The sequence below is a fragment of the Priestia sp. USM5 genome (assembly GCF_058323215.1).
Genome location: NZ_JBSGKN010000001.1, coordinates 4,444,077 through 4,461,001 on the forward strand (window position 1 = coordinate 4,444,077; position 16,925 = coordinate 4,461,001).

Here is a 16,925-nt window from a genome sequence, read left to right on the forward strand (position 1 = left end):
TAGTGAATATGCAGACTAGCTTGACAAGCGTTCAATAATTACTTGAGCAATCGCATAGTGTGCACTGTGGGAAATAGATACGTGTACAGACGCTTCCAGTGGTTGTTTTGTAACAATGTGGGGTTTCCCTCTTTCATCATTCACGATTTCGATATCTTGGAAGCTGAAATCTTTTCCTATTCCTGTTCCAAGAGCTTTCGAATATGCTTCCTTCACAGCAAATCTTCCTGCTAAAAATTCGACCTTACGTCGGCTTGATAGCTTTTCATAGCGTTCTCTTTCATTTTTTGTTAAAATCCGAGTAATAAAAGCGCTTTGACGCTGCACCATTTTTTCAATCCGCTCTAACTCTGTAATATCAATTCCAGTTCCTATAATCATTTTCATTTAATCCTCTCTTACAGAATAGTATATAAAAATGCCTTTATAAAAAGGAGTGACAAATATGTTCGTACGCACAGAAAATGCAGCTGAATTTAAACGTTTTTATCCTGTTACCTTCACGCTTATCTGCATCCACATTGCGCTATGGTTACTTGCCGCTCTTCCCTCACACCTTGCAGAATCTTTTATACATCAGCTTATTGGTGTGAATAGTTTAATTTCCCAAGGAGACTACTGGCGGCTTTTCACACCTATCTTTTTACATCTAAGCTTTTCACATCTTCTTTTTAACTCATTTTCATTGTTCTTGTTAGGACCAGGCGCTGAGCGTATTCTTTCTTCTTATAAGTTTCTTCTATTCTACCTTACGTGTGGATTGCTTGGAAATATCGTTACATTTCTAATTCAATCTTCTTTTTACAGCCATGTGGGTGCATCCGGTGCCATTTTCGGACTGCTCGGATTTTACCTCTATCTTGTCATAAAACAAAAGCATATGCTTTCTAAAAGCAACCAGCAAATCATTGTCGTCTTTTTAATTATTGGATTACTTTCAGGTCTGCTAACGCCAGGAACCAACAATACAGCTCATTTCGCTGGAGGTATTGCTGGATTTCTTCTCGCTTTTCTTACGTTCAAACAGAAAAACAAGCCACAGATATGAGGCCTGCTTTAGGATTTAATATAAAAAGTGGATGAGTTAATAAATTCCACATCTTCATAAGTCTTCAAATCTCTTACTAACTGAAAGAGCGCTTCATCTTTTTTCTTAGCTTCAATCATGCAATCAATTTGCGGTATCGTTCCATTTACTTCTTTTAAAAAGCTGTAAAACCCATTAACATCGATATAATCTGCATGGGCTCTAAATTCTTTATCACTTTTAGGACTAGATATATGCATTTTTAGAGGAAGTGTTTCATGTTCCCATGTTCTAATGATACGGTCCCAATGCTCTTGCCATGAAGTTTCATCATTGTTCGCCTGATGATGATGAAGATCAAAAATGATTGGGACATTTAGTTTTTCACATAAATACAAGACGTCTTTTATATGAAAGGTTGTATCGTCGTTTTCCAACATAATCATTTGCTGAAGGGATTGAGGTACAAGCCCCCAATTATGAATAAACTGCTCCAGTGCTTTTTCTTTATCATTATAAGCTCCTCCAACATGTAGAACACAGCGATTTTGAAGCGGAATATCCATTCCTTTCAGCAACTTTTGATGCATGCGAAGAGTTTGGATAGAATGCTTAAAAACCTCTTTATCCGTTGAGTTTAAAACAACAAAATGATCCGGGTGAAAATCTACTCGCATTGGATGTTCCTTCAAAAATACAGAAATACGCTGAAGAGCATCTTTTAAAGGAGCTATGTAGTTCCACTCTTTTAGTGCCTCATGGTTAGCTAATGGAATTAACTTAGAACTGAATCGAAAAAACTCAATTTCACTCCACGCATTATGTTTTAATAACCGTAAGCAGTTTTCTAAGTTGGATATTGCAATACGTTCGAGCTTGCGAATGGCCGCTTCATGGTCTTTCACACGCTGAAATTGTGCAAAAGTCATTGTTTGAGAAGGAGAACTATTTTCCAAATGAACGCTCATCGCCACATAACCTAACCGAACAATGGTCGACATCAGTGAACACCCCATTTTATTTTACTCATAGTGTGCACCAATAAAATAGCAATTAACACATAAAAAAACGAGCCTGTTAAGGCTCGTTTTTATTTTACGCTTTGCTGCGAGAATCTTTACGATTACTGCTGCTATTGCGATTTCTATTATCACTGCCGTTGCTTCCACCGCGACGCTTGTCACCAAAACGCTTTGAGTTTCCACGACGATTTTGCTGTGAGTAGTTTTTAGAGTTAGAACGTGAACGACCTCCGCCATTTCCACGTTTGTTTTTATCACCTTTTGCAATTACCGGTGGTTCAGCAGTTAATTGAATTGGTGATTCATTTGGTTCTTTTGTAAATAATTTGATTGCCGCTGCCACTAATGAAACTGAATCGTGCTCTTCAAGTAACTCTTCTGCCAACTGTTTGTAGTAAGATAAGTTGCCTTGTGTCACAGATTCCGTTAATTTGTCAGCTGCAATACGCTGTTGACCTTCCATTGCTTCATCAAGCGTTGGAGCAGTCATACGCTCCATTTTACGTTTTGTTGTACGCTCAATATTGTGTAACTGTCCAGTTTCTCTTGGCGTTACAAATGTCATAGCAGCACCCATTTTACCAGCACGTCCTGTACGTCCGATACGGTGTACATAGCTCTCCGGATCTTGAGGGATATCAAAGTTGTATACATGAGTAACACCAGAAATATCAAGTCCGCGTGCAGCTACGTCTGTCGCAACTAATACATCAATAGAACCTTCTTTAAATTGACGTAGTACAGATAGACGTTTCGATTGTGTCAAGTCACCATGGATACCTTGTGCAGAATAACCACGCATATTTAATGCTTCTGATAACTCATCAACACGGCGCTTTGTACGACCAAAGATGATAGCTAATTCAGGTGATTGCATATCTAAAAGACGAGTAAGGATATCAAATTTACGCTTTTCTTGTACTTCTAAATAATACTGCGTAATGTTTGGCATCGTTACTTCTTTTGCTTTTACTTTTACCACTTTTGGTTCGTTCATGAATTTTTCAGCAATGCGACGGATTGGAGTAGGCATTGTTGCTGAGAATAAAAGTGTTTGGTGGTTCTCAGGTACGTTTGATAAGATTTTTTCAATGTCTTCGATGAATCCCATGTTTAACATTTCATCTGCTTCATCTAAAATAACTGTATGAACGTCTTGTAGACGAAGTGTACGACGATTAATATGATCTAGCATACGTCCTGGTGTCCCTACGATGATATGAGGGTGCTTTTTCAATGCACGAATTTGACGACTGATATCTTGACCACCATAAATTGATAGCACGCGTACGCGCTTTGTTTGACCAATTTTGTAAAGTTCTTCAGATACCTGTACAGCAAGTTCACGAGTAGGAGCAATAATTAACCCTTGAATTGCATCTACGTTTACATCAACTTTTTCAATAAGAGGAATACCAAATGCCGCTGTTTTCCCTGTTCCTGTTTGTGCTTGTCCGATCAAATCGTGACCTTCTAGTGCTAATGGGATAGTTTCTGATTGAATTGGTGTTGCTTCTTCAAAACCCATTTTACTCACAGCTTTGTTAAGCTGTTGACTTAATCCTAAATCTTGAAATAATGCCAAGTTTTTCAAACTCCTTTTATATTTAGACTATCTATATTTTACAAAAAAAAGCATTCTCCGAGGAAACGGAAAATGCTCTAAACGACTACTTCAATAAATTCAACGTTTAGAGTATAAGCGCCTCAAGACACTCAGACTACATCATAACACTATGGCTTTCCGTTTGCAATAGAGCTTACTTATACTCTTTTTAATATCACGGTAATTTATGCATCATTTTTGAGATAACTTCCTCAAGCTTCATCCCTCGAGATGCTTTCACTAAAACCACATCTTCTCTTGTTGTAATCGCTGTTAATTTTTCAACAAGCTCATCTTTCTCCTCAAAGTGTATTACCTTATCTTCTGCAAAATTATTTTTTGCTCCTTGCTCAATTTCAACAGATAAAGGACCGTATGTTAGAACATAATCAATTTTTTCTGCTTGAATAAACTCTCCCACTTCTTTGTGGAACTCTTTTTCCTGATCGCCTAATTCAAGCATATCCCCGAGAACAAGAATTTTTTGCTTATAGCCTTCTAAATCATGCATCAACGTGATAGCAGCTTTAACGGACGTTGGACTTGCGTTATATGCGTCGTTAATGAAGGTCAGGCCATCTGTTCGTTTTACAAGCTCCATACGCATATTTGTTAGCTTTAATTCTTTTAATCCCTTAGCGATTGTTTCGTTGTCTAGTCCAAAATAATGACCTACCGCAATAGCAGAAAGCGCATTGTGAACATTATGTTTACCTAATACCGGGATAAAGAATGAATATGTTGTTTCACGTGAAACAGTGAATGTTGTTCCTAACTCTTCGGCTGAAATAGCACTTGGATACAAATCGTTTTGTTCTGAGCTGCCAAATGTCACCGTTTCAAATGCTGGATTAACTACGCGCGACGTTAAAAGTGGCTCATCACCATTATAGACAAGCTGACCTGTTGGTGCTAAGCCGCTTGTAATTTCTAATTTTGCCTCCGCAATTCCATCACGACTTCCTAAGTCTTGAAGGTGCGATTCTCCGATATTTGTAATAATGGCCACATCAGGCTCCGCTAAATTAGAAAGAAACTCAATCTCTCCTCGGCTGCTCATGCCCATTTCTAAAACGGCAATATCATGAGTTTCATCTAAACGCAAAATAGTAAGCGGCATGCCAATATGATTATTAAAGTTTCCATCTGTTTTCAGAACACGGTAAGTTGTATCAAGCACAGCTTTCACCATGTCTTTTGCCGTTGTTTTTCCGTTACTTCCTGTAATGCCCACTACTTTAATATCTAACTCGTGACGATAGGATTTCGCTAATTGCTGAAGAGCTTCTAGCGTATCATCGACTAAAATAACGCTAATGTCTGTCGGTGGGTTTTCTTCATCTTTGTTCCACAGAGTAGCGACCGCTCCGTTTTCAATTGCTTTATCGACAAATACATGCCCGTTAAAACGTTCCCCTTTAATTGGGATATATAAATTGCCTTGCTGAATAGTTCTCGTATCAATTGAGACTCCCTCAATTACAGTTGCTTCGTTCCCGCTATGAAATACACTTCCTGGAATCATTGCAGCTAGCTGTTTAAGCGTACGTTTAATCATTGTTGGTTTGCTCCTCTCGATATAAAGTAAACTATGGATACTATTTAATTGAAACTAAACACAGAAACACTATTCATGATGAATAGTGTTGTGTGAGTTACATTGTGTGTTTAATTTGCTGCTTTTCAGTATGACGTTCAATTGCTAGTGATACAAGTTTTTCAATTAAATCTGGATATTCAACACCTGCGTGTTTCCACAATAACGGGAACATACTGAAAGGTGTAAAACCAGGCATCGTATTCACTTCATTAATAATGAATTTACCTTCTGATGTTAAGAAGAAATCTGCACGTACAAGGCCAGATCCATCAATTGCTTTAAATGCTTTGATTGCTAGTGCTGACATTTCTTGATGCTGTTCTTCTGTAATTTCAGCTGGAATAATAAGACCTGTATCGCCGTCTTCATATTTTGCTTTGTAATCGTAAAACGCTTTTTTAGGTAAGATTTCTCCAACTACTGAACAAGCTGCTTCATCATTCCCTAACACACCAATTTCAACTTCACGACCAACTGCTGCTGCTTCTACAATGATTTTTCGATCAAATAAGAAGGCTTCAACAAATGCCGCTTCTAACTCTTCGCGGTTATCACATTTGCTAATCCCAACACTTGAACCTAAGTTTGCTGGTTTAACAAAGCAAGGGTATCCAAGTGTTTCTACTTTTTCATACGCAGCCGTTCGATCTGCTTCCCACTCGCGGCGGATAAATGATACGTACTCCACTTGAGGCAGACCTGCCTGTGCAAACAGCTGCTTCATTACAACTTTATCCATACCAGCTGCTGAAGCTAATACGCCGTTTCCAACATAAGGAATATTCAATAATTCTAATAATCCTTGTACCGTACCATCTTCTCCATTTGGACCATGAAGAAGTGGGAAAATAACATCTAGTTGATCATCTGTTTTTGAATCTGTTAATGCAAACATTTCTGTATTCAATGAAACTGGTGAAATAGCTGTTCCGTTATCTTGAATTTCTAATTGAGCAACTGTTTCAAGCGGACCAGTCAGCTGTGTGCCGCGAATCCATTTTCCTGTTTCTGTAATGTAAATTGGATGCACTTCATATTTATCGTGATTAATTGCTTTTGAAACTGCTAGAGCTGTTTGTAAAGATACTTTATGTTCAGCGGATTTTCCTCCGTATAAAAGGCCAAGCTTAATTTTCACTGATGTTCCTCCTAACACATATTCATCTTTTCTATTTTATCATGCACGTTTAGATAGTAAACAGAAATATTAACTATTATTACGTATGTCAAAATAGCTAGGCTTGTGAAAGAAATTCCAGCTTCTCCTTTCATTATTTAAAATGACCTTTTCACTTGAATCATTTATTTTTGAAAAAACTTTTTTGATTTTAAATCTTTTTTAAAAGTTTATTTATAAAGTTTATTTATGCTAAAGATCACCATCAATAATCGAAACTATAGTTCTGGTATAAATCAGGAGGTTCAACAAATATGAGTAAAATGGGAAAAACGATGATTGCTGCATGCAGCGTAGCCATTGGAAGTATTTATGCAACTGGTTATATAAACACTCTATCTGACGCGCAAGCTGTTCAAGTCACACCGGCTCATCATCAGAAAAAAACGAGAGATCAGACAGACAATCAAACGATTGTTAATGATAACTGGGGAGAAGATATCGCTTCTTCTAATAAGCACCCTTCATCAGCGAGTACCGAAAGTTCTGCTCCTAAAACAAAATACAAAGATGGAACGTATTCTGGTCAAGGAAGCAACCGTATCGGAACTGTTTACGTATCTGTGACCATTAAAAACGACCGAATTGATACAGTTGAAATTACAGAAGCGGATACTCACTATTCTGAGAGTTACATTGAGGATCTTCCGTCTCAAGTCGTACAAAGACAAAGCTCAGATGTCGACGTCGTGAGCGGAGCAACGCTTAGCACAGAAGATTTTCAAAATGCCGTGGATGACGCCCTTCAGCAAGCAATGAATGCATAAAGGAGAAACGAATGATGTCCATAAAAACGTATAGCCGCTCTGTCTTATGTATGGGAACAACCGTGTCCATTCAAGTAATTGCTCCCCAATCGGAGGAAGCAAATGTCCTTCACCATATCTCAAAGGCATTTACTATTTTTAAGACCGTCGAAACGACATGCAGTCGATTTGATGCCAAAAGCGAAGTTATGAAGCTAATTAGACATATCAAAGAACCTGTTGCTGTTAGCCCCCTATTATTTGAAGCCCTTCATTTCGCTATCTTAGTAGCAGATGAAACGCATGGAATCTTTGACCCAACGGTAGGAAAACAATTAGAAAAACGTGGTTTTAACGAACATTATTTAGATGGAAAGCCCGTACAAGTGAACGAAGCAGTCGATTCTGGAAGTTATAAAGACATCGTATTGAATACACATAAAAAAACGGTTCTCTTACAAAAACCGATGATTATAGATCTTGGAGCGGTCGCCAAAGGATTAGCTATTGATTTGGCTGCCCACTCCCTTCCTTATCAGCATTTTATGATTAATGCCGGAGGAGACATCCTAGTTAAAGGACTCAATCAACACGGAGATTTGTGGAAAGTCGGGATTCAGCACCCTCAGATTCAAACGCAGTCATTACTGACCTTGCGTGTAACAGATACGGCTGTCTGCACATCAGGAAATTATGCTAGAAAAAATAAGACGCAACCATTCATGCATCATTTGGTTAATCCCTTATCTCCATCTACTAGAAGCAGTCTAATGAGTTGTACAGCTATTGCTCCTTCTGCCATGCTGGCCGATGCATTATCTACATCAGCTTTTATTTTAGGAGCGGAAAAAGGAGTAAATTTATTGAATGATGCCGACGTACGCGGCGTACTCTTCGATTCTAGTTTCACTCCTTTTTTCACATCAGATATGGAGGAATTAATGAATGATGACCACACGTTCTGAACGAAGAAGCGGTGTTAAATATATTAGTACACCCAAAGGTTATATTATTGTAGATGAAAACAAACCAAAAGAAATAAGTCGGTGGGGGCAGCTAGTTAAAACACCTAAAAGATACGTGATGGCTATGCTGCTGCTTTTAACCTTATTAGGTGAATTCAACTCTTCTGCCTTTCAAGGATTAGGACACCTACTACTCGCCGTATGCTCGGCGGCCGCCTTAGATTTAGGATTTTCTTTTGCTTATAAAAAGAAAATTCAGCTTCCTGACGGCGGAATTATTACTGGATTAATTATTGCCTTAGTGCTCAGCACCTCTACACCTGCTTGGGTCACATTTTGCACTGTAGCTGTTGCTATTTTATCGAAGCACTTAGTAAAAGTAAAAAAGAAGCCTATTTTTAACCCTGCCGCTTTTGGTCTTCTCTTTTCACTTATTGTCTTTTCAAGCGGCCAAAGCTGGTGGGGAAGCTTATCTTTACTACCCGTCTGGCTCATTGTATTCGTGTTTGTGACAGGGTACCTTGTGACGAGCAAAGTAAATAAATTCCCTCAAGTATTTGCGTTTTTAGGCGTGTATTTTGCTATTTTTACGATTATGTCATTAATAGGAGTAGGTGATGTAGCGGATGCTTTACGAGCTCCTTTTGTTAATTCCGCTTTATTTTTAGCCTTCTTTATGGTGACGGATCCGCCAACTTCTCCTGCGAAGTATAAAGACCAAATAAAATTTGGGATGCTTGCAGGGGCGATTAGTGCCGTAGATTACTTAGTTTTTGGCGGCCTTGCCTATTTATTAATCGGCCTGTTACTTGCTAATGCATGGAAAGCATGGAAGACTGCAAACAAAAAAGTGACAAAAAAAGCTGCCTAATGACAGGCAGCTTTTTTCATAGCGGAATTTTCACATAAAATTCCGTACCCACGTTTTTTTGACTAAAAACCTTAATTTCTCCGTCATGAGCTTGTACAATCCATTTGGCAATCGCGAGCCCTAAACCTGATCCTCCTTCGGCACGCGCCCGACTCTTATCACTTCGATAAAAGCGATCAAACACATACGGAAGATCTTTCGCTTCAATTCCAATGCCTGTGTCTTTGACAATTAGCGTCATAGAGTGATGATGTTTCTTTAGACTAATATGAATGCTTTCTCCAGGTGGGGTGTACTTAAAAGCGTTGTCTAACAAAATCATACATAGCTGATGAAGTCGTTCTTGATCTCCTCCGAACATTAACGATTCAATTTCCCTTGTGAAATGCAGCTCCTTTAGTTCAAATATAGGCTCAAACTGATTAGCTACTTTATCAACTAGCTCACCCATATTAAAGACCGTTTTGTTTAGCAGCTGTGCACTTGAATCAGATCTAGCGAGTGTTAGTAAGTTGCCCACCAGCTTCGTCATCCGCTTTACTTCGTTTAAGCTTTGATAAATGTTTTCGCTTTCTTGCTCAATCGTATGATTTGGTCGTCTAAACAATAGCTCGAGATGCGTTTGCATCACGGAAAGAGGCGTCCTTAACTCATGGGAAGCATCTGCAATAAATTCGACTTGTTTGTTCCAAGATTTTTGAATAGGTACAAGCGCTCGATTGGCTAAAAACAAGCCAGCTACAAGGGAAAGAAGCAGTCCAATAAAAGCTGAAATGACAAGAAGAAAAGCAAGGTGCTCTAAGGTTTGAGTTTCTGGATCTACGTTTAAGACAAGTTGAATTGTTGAAACGTCTTGATCTTTTATATATCCTTCATTTTTCACATTCATCACTCGATAAGCATGACCGTTTACCTCTTGCGACGTTTTGATTTTCCCTTCTGAGAGCGCAGGCTTAAAGTCGTCAATATCGTTTGTATATAACCCTTTTTTAGGTGTAATTTTGATTAATTTTTTATCACTGCTCCAAAGTAAAAACGCAACGCGACGTTCTGTTTCTCTCTCATTGTTTTCCTGAATTTCATGTAAATTTCTTTTTTTAACCTGCTCGCTCATCTCACTTAGCCGATTGTCCGGGTTTAAAAAAATAAGATGCTGCATGTAAAAATATAAAACCACACTAAAAATGCTCAAGATAACCATCAGCACCATTGTGTTAAATAACACAAGCCTGATTCTCGTCTTTTTAAACATGCTCTTCCCCTTTTAACATAAAGCCTACGCCTCTGACTGTACGTACATAATTGTCACAATTAAAAGGCTGAAGCTTCTTTCTTAAATGGTGAACATAAACATCAACTACGCCCACTCCTACATCGGATGTAAAACCCCATACCCGATTAAAAATTTGATCTCGAATAAGGATTTGTTCTTTATTTCGAATAAAATATTCCAAAAGCTGAAATTCTTTAATCGTTAACGTGAGGACACTTCCATTAATCACTACTTCATGATTGGCTTCTCGTATAGAAATGGGACCATATGAAATCATACCTTCTTCTGCCTGCAAGTCCCTAAGCATTACCCTTAACCTCGCAAAAAGTTCAGCCATGGCAAAAGGCTTAACCAAATAATCATCGGCTCCATAGTCGAGTCCTTTCACTCGATCTTCTACACTATCTTTTGCAGTAAGAAAAATAACTTTGGTCAACACCTTTTGTTTTCTTAGTTTTTTTAGTATGTCAAGCCCTGTCATACCCGGCAGCATAATATCTAAAATTAAGGCATCATAAATATTCTGCTCTGCTAAAAACAAACCTTCATCTCCATCAGACGCACAATCAACTTCATATCCTTCTTCTTTTAAGCCTTCTACGATACCGTGTAATAATGAAGCATCATCTTCTACCACAAGTACACGCATATCAAATTCCCCCTTTTGTGATTACCTAAATAATCATTATCTTAGCATGTCACTTTTAAAAATATTTTAAAACTAGCGCGTTATCATCTCTTATACTTTATAAAAAAAGTTATGCCTGCAAGCAGGCATAACTTTTAACTAAACGCTATTTATGATCAGGACGTCGGTAAATGAACACCGCTTCTTTTGGCAGTTTACCAAACAAAAAGCTAGCAAACGGTAAAAGACGATGACATCCCCAAATAATGAGGTAACAGCCCGCTAATGTCAAAATATAACGTGCCAAGATTTCCACGTGAAACATATAGTTGCCTTGTATTGGTACTGCTTTTGCCACAAAGTTTAAAACCATTGGATGAATCAAGTAAAATCCAAACGAGTACATGGCAATATTTTTAACGACCGTCACGGACTTCACAGAAAGCTTTTCAGCTAATATCTCTGCAATTCGGAAGAAGAAATAACTTCCCACGACCAAATAAAGCGTATTAACAGCCTCATACGTAAAGCCTGAAATGTGAATTGTCTTCATTGTGTATAAGTGATAATTTAACAGTGAAATAGCTATTCCCGATCCGAGCGTCACCAGAAATAATACAATATTTGAACGACTGTACTTTTTATCCACTTGTTCGCGATAATAAATACCAATCCAACCGCCGAGTAAAAACGTAGCCATTGTATTTAAAAATAAATTAAATGAAGTGATATGATACGTATTGTTAAGCATTAAATAACCAAGCTGAATGATAATACCAAACAGCCACATGTATTTTTTAAAAATGGTTACTTTTTGTGCTAGCCATACAAAAACCGGCAGCACGAGATACACTTGTACAATTAAAAAGATAAAATGAAGCTGATAGTAGGACTCTCCGCGTAAAATACGTTTCACAATATCAGCTGCATTTAATTCTGTTGCTCCCACATAGTACGAATAAAATTCATAAATAAGTGCCCAAATAACATAGGGAACTAAAATATATGTCACTCTTCGAGCATAATACGTTTTCCATAAAGTCTTTGTTAACGGCTTGTTAATGTAACTATAAAAGAAAACTAAACCTGTGATCACAATGAAGATCCCTGCTTCAATTCGAACAATTCGGTTAAGGAAATGATATTTCTGATAAGCTTCACTTGCAAATGGCAGTACCGTTGCATACGCTGCTGTTACATGTACGAGCACAACCATCATCATAGCGAATAATCGTAAAAAATAAATGGATTGAATATGCTGCTTTTGTTTTTGCTTCACTTTTTCTCTCCTATATAATGTGAAATATACATTCTAGATGAATAATAGAACATTCAATTTTTTCTTATCTTTCCCGTTTTACAAATAAAAAAGCTAATAACATAAAATAAATGTTATTAGCTTTACTCGTTTGTATTTTATCTTTCCTCTTGCTATCACGCAACTGAATTTACAAAAACAATAAAGAACTTGAGTATAAAGGCCTAACTAAGTACCTTTTATTTACGGTGCATTTTGAATTCTAAAAATAATTCATTGTAATAAGCAAGCATTCGTTTGCCTAAGTTATTATATACTTCAAGCTTATTGGTTAGTTCTTCATCCGGATAAAAACGTTCATCTTTCGCTACTTCTTTCGGCAAATAATCTAACGCTTTTTTATTAGGCGTAGAATACCCTACATATTCTGCATTTTGAGCAGCGTGTTTAGGATCTAGCATAAAATTCATGAATTTATGTGCACCTTCTACGTTTTTAGCCGTTTTTGGAATAACCATGTTATCGAACCATAAATTCGAACCTTCTTCTGGAACAACGTAATTCAGCTTATCGTTTTCACTCATAATTTCAGAAGCATCACCTGACCAAACAACGCCAACTGCCGCTTCTTCATTTGCTAGGAGCATCTTAATCTCGTCTCCTACAATGGCTTTTACGTTTGGTGTTAATGTATCAAGCTTTCTTTTTGCTTCTTGAAGATGAGCTTTATTCGTATCATTTAATGAATAATTTAAGCTGTTTAGCCCCATTCCCATCACTTCTCTAGCGCCATCTGCAAGTAAAATTTGATTTTTTAGCTTAGGATCCCATAAATCATTCCAACTCTTTATCTTCTTACCATGAATCATATCAGAGTTATAAACAATACCCACAGTTCCCCAAAAATAAGGAATAGAGTACTTATTGCCAGGATCAAAAGATAGGTCTAAAAAACGCGGATTAATGTATTTTAAATTAGGCAGCTTCGAATGATCAATTGGCAATAGTAAATTTTCTTCACGCATCTTGCTAATCGCGTATTCAGAAGGAACAGCAATATCAAATGTCGTACCGCCTTGTTCAATTTTTGTCATCATTGCTTCATTCGAATCAAAGGTCTGATAAATGACTTTAATTCCGGTTTCTTTTTCAAACTGATTCACTAAATCAGGATCAATATAATCTCCCCAATTATAGACGGTCAGCGTGTCTCCTCCAGAGTATCCTTCGGCATTGTTCAAATGATGAACCACATACATAAGAACGAAAGAAAGGATGACGATGAAGATAAACGGCTTTGCTAATTGCTTCATTTTCCAGTCGCCACCCCTTTCGCTTTATTGCTATATCGCTGACTGATAAAGTAATAACCAATTACAATCAGCACGGTAAACATGAAAATAAGAGTAGAAAGAGCATTGATTTTCAGCGAGACCCCTCTTCTTGCTAACGAGTAAATTTCTACTGAAAGCGTGGAAAAACCATTCCCGGTCACAAAGAACGTAACCGCAAAGTCATCCAAAGAGTAAGTTAAAGCCATAAAAAAGCCTGCAAAGATACCCGGACGAATAAATGGCAATACCACTTTCGAAAGTACTTCAAAGCGACTTGCTCCCAAATCACGGGCTGCATCGAGCAGTGTCGGACTCATTTCCTGCAGCTTAGGCAGAACCATGATGACCACAATCGGTACACTGAATGCAATATGCGCTAATAATACCGATATAAACCCAAGCTTTACACCGATAATGGTAAATAGAATTAAAAAAGATGCGCCAATAATAACATCTGGACTCACAATTAACACATTATTAAATGTTAACAGTGTATTTTGAACACGTCTACGCTTCACGTATACGATAGCAAGTGCTCCGATCACGCCAATAATCGTTGAAATAACCGAAGACAATAGAGCAATAATTAAGGTATTCAAGACAATAATGAGCAAACGTGTGTCTTGAAACACTTCTTTGTACCAATCTAACGTAAACCCTTCAAACTCTCGCATGTTTCCTCCGCTGTTAAAAGAGTAATACATTAAATAAAAAATGGGCGCGTATAAAATGAAAAAGACAAAAAATAAATAAAGGTGGCTGAACTTCCACTTTCTCTTCATTTTACACACCTCTCTTTCCAGTGCCTGTTATGAGCATCATAACGGCCATCGCAATAATTAAAAAGACAGCAATTGTGGCTCCCATGCCCCAATCCTGCGTCACTAAAAAATGTTGTTCAATCGCCGTTCCCAGTGTAATGACGCGGTTTCCAGCAATTAAACGCGTAATCATAAAGAGTGACAGTGCTGGAATAAAAACAGCCTGACAACCTGATTTAACCCCTTCTAGCGTTAGCGGAAATACCACGCGCTTAAATGTCACCCATGAAGATGCCCCCAAGTCTCGCGAAGCGTAGATAAGCGAGGGATTAAGTTCTTCTAAAGAGTTAAAGATCGGCAAAATCATAAAGGGGATAAAAATATACACTGATACAAATACAAAACTAAAGTCAGTAAATAAAATTTGATGAGTACCAAATCCCAGAAATTCAGTAAATTTATTAACCGTACCGTACGTGCCGAATATGCCTAAAAAAGCATAAGCTTTTAATAATAGGTTAATCCACGTCGGTAAAATAATCAGTAGAAGCCAAAGCTGCTTATGCTTAAGCTTCGTTAGTAAATAAGCTGTTGGATAAGAAAAAACCAAGGAAAATAACGTAATTAAAAAGGCATACCAAAATGAGCTCAGCGTCATCTGTAAATAAACAGGGGTAAAAAATTTCTTATAGTTTTCAAGCGTCAGCTCATTATCAATGCTGAAAAAAGAATAATAGACAACTAATACAATGGGAGCAACTACAAAAAGCAAAATCCATAACACATACGGGACTAAATAAATATTTCTTGATTTAGTTTGCATGGTAATCCTCTTCATAACCTTCGAGTCGCTTATCGAATTCTTCTTCCGTTTCATTAAATCGCATAACGTGAATAGCTTCAGGTTCAAAATATAAACCAATTTCTTCGCCAACCGTTGCCTTTTTTGTAGAGTGGACGAGCCACTCATTCCCTGCATGGTCATAGCCTAAAATTTCATAATGGACTCCTCTAAACAGCTGTGAATCTACACGAACCTGCAGCTTTCCTTGATCGGAGCTTGTAATGGCTAAATCTTCAGGGCGAATCACAATTTCAACCTGCTCATTTCGGTTTAACCCTTGATCGACACATTCAAATTGCTGGCCGCCAAACTCCACTAAAAAGTCAGCAATCATTTTACCTGGTACAATATTTGATTCACCAATAAAATCGGCAACAAAACGATTAATTGGCTCATCATAAATATCTGTAGGTTCCCCGCTCTGCTGAATTCTTCCTTTATTCAAAACAAAGATTTCATCGGACATCGCAAGCGCTTCTTCTTGATCGTGCGTAACAAAAATGAACGTAATACCTAGACGGCGCTGTAATTCTCTTAACTCGTATTGCATTTCCGTACGCAATTTTAGATCAAGAGCTGAAAGCGGCTCGTCCAGCAGAATGACTTCGGGCTGATTTACAATTGCTCGTGCAATGGCTACGCGCTGTCTTTGACCGCCCGACATTTCCTTTATTTCTCTCTTTTCATATCCTTCTAGGTTAACAAAGCGAAGGGCTTCTTTAACTTTTATCCCAATATCAGCATTTTTCATCTTCTTGATTCGAAGACCAAATGCTACATTTTCAAATACATTCAAATGCGGGAAAAGCGCGTAGTCTTGAAAAACCGTATTAACCTGACGTTTGTTAGCCGGGACATCATTAATTCTTTTTCCATTAAAATAAATCGTTCCGCTCGAGGCCTCCGTAAAGCCTGCAATTAATCGTAAAATCGTTGTCTTTCCACATCCCGATGGACCTAAAAGGGTATAAAACTTCCCTTTTTCAATTTCAAAGCTTACATGATCCAATACAACTGAATCATTATCATATTGCTTGGTCACATTTTCAAATTGAATAATTGTATTCGTAGATGTCATTTCACTTCACCTCTTTTGTTCTATAAATAAGACTCTGTCGCCACGATAATTAACTCTGTTATTCCGTCATGAGCATTTAAAATCTGATGTTCTTCAGAAGCTTGAAAATAGATGGTTTCCCCTTGTTTAGCCTCATATATTCTGCCTCCAAGCTTCACCTTCACACACCCGCGCAAAATGTAGCCAAACGTTTCTGAAAGAGAAGGTTCAAATCTCTTAAATGCACCTTTTTCATGAAGAATAAGACGAATTGGCTCCATTTCTTTTTCATTTGATTCATGTACAAGCCACTGAATATGGTAACCTTTTTCATCTTCGCAATAACTCGTGTAGTCTTCCTCTTTATATACAACCTTTTGAACATGCGTATCAATTTCGAAGAATTCTTTCGGTTCGCACCCCAGCACTTCCAAAATACTAAAAAATGTTTCTAAAGACGGCGAACTTAAATCGCGCTCTAGCTGCGAAATATAGCCTTTGCTTAAATCAGTACGTTCTCCTAGCTCTTCTTGTGTTAAACCTTTTTTTAATCGTAAATTCTTAATTTTCTTTCCTATTTCCATACTCTCGATCCTCAACTGTATTTAAAATTAGCAAACAGCATGAATAATTGTTCATGCTGTTCCAAACTCAAGTTTTGTTTTACTTAACTTAAAGTTTACTTTTAACCTTAAAATATTATACATGAATTATTTTTTAGTACAACCTTAAACACTTAAAAAATAAAAACTCCTT

The 16,925-nt window shown here is 37.5% G+C and carries 17 protein-coding genes; 4 read left to right on the forward strand and 13 right to left on the reverse strand.

The genetic code is table 11. The features are described from left to right. Positions 1-15: 15 nt before the first annotated feature. Positions 16-381, reverse strand: coding sequence for a holo-ACP synthase (acpS, locus tag ACWATA_RS23335; protein ID WP_028411881.1), 366 nt, complete (start codon positions 379-381; stop codon positions 16-18). 64 nt (positions 382-445) lie between these two features. Between acpS and ACWATA_RS23340 the strand changes: the two genes are divergently transcribed. Beyond that, positions 446-1,048 carry a rhomboid family intramembrane serine protease gene (locus ACWATA_RS23340; protein WP_028411882.1) on the forward strand — a complete coding sequence of 201 codons (603 nt, stop codon included), beginning with the start codon at positions 446-448 and terminating at the stop codon, positions 1,046-1,048. Positions 1,049-1,056: 8 nt separating this feature from the next. Here ACWATA_RS23340 and uvsE read toward each other — a convergent pair whose 3' ends face one another. The 4 genes from uvsE to ACWATA_RS23360 all read right to left on the reverse strand — a co-directional run bounded on the left by uvsE (position 1,057) and on the right by ACWATA_RS23360 (position 6,393). Then, positions 1,057-2,028, reverse strand: coding sequence for a UV DNA damage repair endonuclease UvsE (gene uvsE / locus ACWATA_RS23345; protein WP_033580801.1), 972 nt, complete (start codon positions 2,026-2,028; stop codon positions 1,057-1,059). A 94-nt stretch (positions 2,029-2,122) separates the two neighbouring features. Next, positions 2,123-3,634, reverse strand: a complete 1,512-nt coding sequence (gene cshA / locus ACWATA_RS23350; RefSeq protein ID WP_028411884.1) for a degradosome RNA helicase CshA — start codon at positions 3,632-3,634, stop codon at positions 2,123-2,125. A 196-nt stretch (positions 3,635-3,830) separates the two neighbouring features. After that, complete coding sequence (locus ACWATA_RS23355; protein WP_033580800.1) at positions 3,831-5,213, reverse strand: UDP-N-acetylmuramoyl-tripeptide--D-alanyl-D-alanine ligase; 1,383 nt, start codon at positions 5,211-5,213, stop codon at positions 3,831-3,833. A 97-nt stretch (positions 5,214-5,310) separates the two neighbouring features. Beyond that, positions 5,311-6,393, reverse strand: coding sequence for a D-alanine--D-alanine ligase (locus tag ACWATA_RS23360; protein WP_013054995.1), 1,083 nt, complete (start codon positions 6,391-6,393; stop codon positions 5,311-5,313). Positions 6,394-6,686: 293 nt separating this feature from the next. Between ACWATA_RS23360 and ACWATA_RS23365 the strand changes: the two genes are divergently transcribed. From ACWATA_RS23365 to ACWATA_RS23375, 3 genes are read left to right on the forward strand one after another with little or no spacing between them, the layout of a single operon-like run. After that, complete coding sequence (locus tag ACWATA_RS23365; RefSeq protein ID WP_033580799.1) at positions 6,687-7,199, forward strand: FMN-binding protein; 513 nt, start codon at positions 6,687-6,689, stop codon at positions 7,197-7,199. Between the two features lie 14 nt (positions 7,200-7,213). Then, the gene (locus ACWATA_RS23370; RefSeq protein ID WP_230624707.1) at positions 7,214-8,143 is read left to right on the forward strand and encodes an FAD:protein FMN transferase; all 930 of its coding nucleotides are present in this window, start codon (positions 7,214-7,216) and stop codon (positions 8,141-8,143) included. Next, on the forward strand, positions 8,124-9,014 hold the full coding sequence (locus tag ACWATA_RS23375) for an RnfABCDGE type electron transport complex subunit D (RefSeq protein WP_228123023.1): 891 nt from the start codon (positions 8,124-8,126) through the stop codon (positions 9,012-9,014). The genes ACWATA_RS23370 and ACWATA_RS23375 overlap by 20 nt, the downstream gene beginning before the upstream one ends. A gap of 16 nt (positions 9,015-9,030) precedes the next feature. Here the strand turns inward: ACWATA_RS23375 and ACWATA_RS23380 are convergent, their stop codons facing one another. From ACWATA_RS23380 to ACWATA_RS23415, 8 genes are all read right to left on the reverse strand, one after another. Beyond that, positions 9,031-10,266, reverse strand: coding sequence for a sensor histidine kinase (locus ACWATA_RS23380; protein WP_033580797.1), 1,236 nt, complete (start codon positions 10,264-10,266; stop codon positions 9,031-9,033). Continuing rightward, positions 10,259-10,936, reverse strand: a complete 678-nt coding sequence (locus tag ACWATA_RS23385; protein ID WP_028411890.1) for a response regulator transcription factor — start codon at positions 10,934-10,936, stop codon at positions 10,259-10,261. Before ACWATA_RS23385 ends, ACWATA_RS23380 begins: the two co-directional genes overlap by 8 nt. A gap of 145 nt (positions 10,937-11,081) precedes the next feature. Next, positions 11,082-12,194: an acyltransferase gene (locus ACWATA_RS23390; RefSeq protein ID WP_028411891.1), complete on the reverse strand. Its 1,113-nt coding sequence runs from the start codon at positions 12,192-12,194 to the stop codon at positions 11,082-11,084. A gap of 218 nt (positions 12,195-12,412) precedes the next feature. After that, positions 12,413-13,486 (reverse strand): ABC transporter substrate-binding protein, encoded by a 1,074-nt coding sequence (locus tag ACWATA_RS23395; RefSeq protein ID WP_028411892.1) that lies wholly within the window; start codon positions 13,484-13,486, stop codon positions 12,413-12,415. Continuing rightward, complete coding sequence (locus tag ACWATA_RS23400; RefSeq protein WP_028411893.1) at positions 13,483-14,289, reverse strand: ABC transporter permease; 807 nt, start codon at positions 14,287-14,289, stop codon at positions 13,483-13,485. Before ACWATA_RS23400 ends, ACWATA_RS23395 begins: the two co-directional genes overlap by 4 nt. 1 nt (position 14,290) lies before the next feature. Then, on the reverse strand, positions 14,291-15,091 hold the full coding sequence (locus ACWATA_RS23405) for an ABC transporter permease (RefSeq protein ID WP_028411894.1): 801 nt from the start codon (positions 15,089-15,091) through the stop codon (positions 14,291-14,293). Next, positions 15,081-16,190, reverse strand: a complete 1,110-nt coding sequence (locus tag ACWATA_RS23410; RefSeq protein ID WP_028411895.1) for an ABC transporter ATP-binding protein — start codon at positions 16,188-16,190, stop codon at positions 15,081-15,083. The genes ACWATA_RS23405 and ACWATA_RS23410 overlap by 11 nt, the downstream gene beginning before the upstream one ends. 20 nt (positions 16,191-16,210) lie before the next feature. Next, positions 16,211-16,753 carry a helix-turn-helix domain-containing protein gene (locus ACWATA_RS23415; RefSeq protein ID WP_028411896.1) on the reverse strand — a complete coding sequence of 181 codons (543 nt, stop codon included), beginning with the start codon at positions 16,751-16,753 and terminating at the stop codon, positions 16,211-16,213. Between the last annotated feature and the right edge of the window lie 172 nt (positions 16,754-16,925).

What these genes read in the sequence shown, in the direction of transcription:
- acpS (WP_028411881.1), bottom strand. Translation starts at nt 381, where the DNA reads ATGATTATAGGAACTGGAATTGATATTACAGAGTTAGAGCGGATTGAA.
- ACWATA_RS23340 (WP_028411882.1), top strand. Translation starts at nt 446, where the DNA reads ATGTTCGTACGCACAGAAAATGCAGCTGAATTTAAACGTTTTTATCCT.
- uvsE (WP_033580801.1), bottom strand. Translation starts at nt 2,028, where the DNA reads ATGTCGACCATTGTTCGGTTAGGTTATGTGGCGATGAGCGTTCATTTG.
- ACWATA_RS23355 (WP_033580800.1), bottom strand. Translation starts at nt 5,213, where the DNA reads ATGATTAAACGTACGCTTAAACAGCTAGCTGCAATGATTCCAGGAAGT.
- ACWATA_RS23365 (WP_033580799.1), top strand. Translation starts at nt 6,687, where the DNA reads ATGAGTAAAATGGGAAAAACGATGATTGCTGCATGCAGCGTAGCCATT.
- ACWATA_RS23370 (WP_230624707.1), top strand. Translation starts at nt 7,214, where the DNA reads ATGTCCATAAAAACGTATAGCCGCTCTGTCTTATGTATGGGAACAACC.
- ACWATA_RS23375 (WP_228123023.1), top strand. Translation starts at nt 8,124, where the DNA reads ATGATGACCACACGTTCTGAACGAAGAAGCGGTGTTAAATATATTAGT.
- ACWATA_RS23380 (WP_033580797.1), bottom strand. Translation starts at nt 10,266, where the DNA reads ATGTTTAAAAAGACGAGAATCAGGCTTGTGTTATTTAACACAATGGTG.
- ACWATA_RS23385 (WP_028411890.1), bottom strand. Translation starts at nt 10,936, where the DNA reads ATGCGTGTACTTGTGGTAGAAGATGATGCTTCATTATTACACGGTATC.
- ACWATA_RS23395 (WP_028411892.1), bottom strand. Translation starts at nt 13,486, where the DNA reads ATGAAGCAATTAGCAAAGCCGTTTATCTTCATCGTCATCCTTTCTTTC.
- ACWATA_RS23400 (WP_028411893.1), bottom strand. Translation starts at nt 14,289, where the DNA reads ATGAAGAGAAAGTGGAAGTTCAGCCACCTTTATTTATTTTTTGTCTTT.
- ACWATA_RS23405 (WP_028411894.1), bottom strand. Translation starts at nt 15,091, where the DNA reads ATGCAAACTAAATCAAGAAATATTTATTTAGTCCCGTATGTGTTATGG.
- ACWATA_RS23410 (WP_028411895.1), bottom strand. Translation starts at nt 16,190, where the DNA reads ATGACATCTACGAATACAATTATTCAATTTGAAAATGTGACCAAGCAA.
- ACWATA_RS23415 (WP_028411896.1), bottom strand. Translation starts at nt 16,753, where the DNA reads ATGGAAATAGGAAAGAAAATTAAGAATTTACGATTAAAAAAAGGTTTA.